Source organism: Microcystis sp. M53603_WE2 (assembly GCF_030065435.1).
The window spans coordinates 1-2,130 of the sequence record NZ_JASJFF010001357.1 but is presented as its reverse complement, the minus strand read 5'-3'; the positions used below and the strand labels follow the sequence as shown (position 1 = coordinate 2,130).

1 protein-coding gene and 2 pseudogenes are annotated in these 2,130 nt (G+C 43.8%); 1 reads left to right on the top strand and 2 read right to left on the bottom strand.

Annotated features, from left to right (window positions below):
* Positions 1 to 530: pseudogene (locus tag PX481_RS28545) on the bottom strand (radical SAM protein); the annotation flags it as partial.
* A 269-nt stretch (positions 531 to 799) separates the two neighbouring features.
* Here PX481_RS28545 and PX481_RS28540 point away from each other — a divergent pair.
* Positions 800 to 1,879: a PIN/TRAM domain-containing protein gene (locus PX481_RS28540; RefSeq protein ID WP_288056045.1), complete on the top strand. Its 1,080-nt coding sequence runs from the start codon at positions 800 to 802 to the stop codon at positions 1,877 to 1,879.
* Positions 1,880 to 1,998: 119 nt separating this feature from the next.
* On the opposite strand, the pseudogene PX481_RS29960 reads toward PX481_RS28540, so the two are convergent.
* Positions 1,999 to 2,130, bottom strand: a pseudogene (locus PX481_RS29960) (thylakoid-associated protein); the annotation flags it as partial.

The window sequence follows — 2,130 nt, the reverse complement described above, 5'->3', positions numbered from 1 at the left end:
TTTGTTGTGGCAATCCCGAAATCAAATCCAAACTATAGTTAACTATTCCCACTCCCTGAATTAATTCCACTGCCTGATAGATATCCTTAACGGTATGCGATCGACCAGAAACCTGTAATAATGGTTCTTGAAAAGCCTGTACTCCTAAACTAACCCGATTGACTCCCGCGCTAATATAACCCTGTAATTGTTCTACACTAAAGGTAGCCGGGTCAATCTCCATAGAAATCTCTATATCGGCCGCAAAATCAAACTTTTTGGCTAAAGTATCCAGAATTGATCCTAATAATTCCGCCGGTAACAGGGAAGGAGTCCCCCCCCCAAAAAAAAATTGTTTCTAGGGGTTTCCCCGTCCCCTGACTAAGACTAATTTCTTCTTGTAATATTTCCACATACTCCACCACAGGGGGAAAAGTCGCCGGATTGGTGCGATTACCAAGGACAAAAATCGGGAAATCACAGTAAAAACAGCGCCGACGACAGAAGGGAATATGAATATAAACCGAGGTTACGGGGTGAAAATAGGGCATTATATGAGGAAAAAGGAAAAAAGGGAGTGTGGGGTGTGGGGTGTGGGGTGTGGGGTGTGGGGAGAATAAAGCTGCCTCCTGCCTCCTGCCTCCTACTGTAATTTCGTTTATCTTCGTTAAGATGTATTATGGCTGGGGAGAACATCTCCTAGAATGGAGGCAACTTTCCCGACACAAATTAGGAGAAACCCACAGATATAATATAAAAGCATCCATACTCATTATTTTTCTACCATCATTCCCCCTCTATCCTCTCTGGTATTATCCCCATGCTTGATGCTGTCATAATTTTACTATTCGTCTTCGCTGTTGCCAGTATTGGTTATAGTGGTGTTGACTTGCTGCCGGTTACTGTCCAGTTGCAAATCAGCAATATTGAAGCTTTACGCTGGTTATCGGCGGGTTTTGCCTCAATTATTGGTTTAGCCCTTGGTTTAGTTGCCCAAACTACCTATCGTCGTCTGGAAACCCAAGTACGGCAAACTCCGATCGAAGTTATTTTAACCCGTTCGGTCGGTCTAGTTATCGGTTTGTTGATTGCTAATCTGATCCTAGCTCCGATTTTCTTCCTACCGATTCCCAGAGAATTCTCGTTTATCAAGCCGATAATCGCCATTTTAGGCAGTGTTATGTTTTCCTATCTGGGGGTTAGTTTAGCTGATACCCACGGTCGCACTTTTTTGCGTCTGATTAACCCCAATAGTATGGAATCAATTTTAGTGGCAGAAGGAACCCTGCAAGCGGCCGCCACCAAAGTTGTGGACACCAGTTGTATTATCGATGGTCGTATCGAACAATTGTTAGACACGGGATTTATCGAGGGACAGATACTCATTCCCCAATTTATTCTTCAGGAATTGCAGCAGTTAGCGGATGGCAGTAATGACCAAAAACGAGTCAGAGGAAGACGCGGATTAGATATCTTAAACCGGATGCAGCAAGAATTTCCCGAGCGCATTATCATTCATCCAGCCGATTATGAGGATATTAGCACCGTAGATGCTAAATTAGTCCATCTTGCCCAAGAGATTAACGCCACCTTGCTCACGAACGATTATAATCTCAGTAAAGTGGCCAATCTGCAAAAAGTCACCATCTTGAATGTCAACGATCTCGCCCAAGCAGTACGCCCGATCTACTTACCCGGGGATACTTTGGATCTGAAAATTCTCAAAGCAGGAAAAGAACCCACCCAAGGCATCGGTTATCTAGAAGATGGCACGATGGTAGTGGTAGAAGAAGGAAAAGATTATCTGGGGGGAGAATTGCGGGTAGTGGTGACATCTGCACTGCAAACCTCGGCCGGACGGATGATTTTTGCTAAACCCCAAAATTCCCTAATTGCCTAAAGGGAATAAAACCCAAAAAAGCCTCAAATACAGAGCCAGAGGGGATTGTATTTGAGGAATTTCATTTTTTAAGGGAAGTTAAGTCACTAACCGAACTATCTAGCCAATTTATATCTAAATTAGGCCGGTTTATTGATTACAGCCATGGACTGACGAGCAAAACCGAAATAACTATCCCAGAATTGTTTCTGACTATCGAGGGCAACCTTGGTGGCGGTTTCTTGGGCGGTTAGGTAGGATTTCACCCATTC

Excerpts from the sequence above, each read along its gene's own strand:
- PX481_RS28540 (WP_288056045.1), top strand. The coding sequence starts at position 800 with ATGCTTGATGCTGTCATAATTTTACTATTCGTCTTCGCTGTTGCCAGT.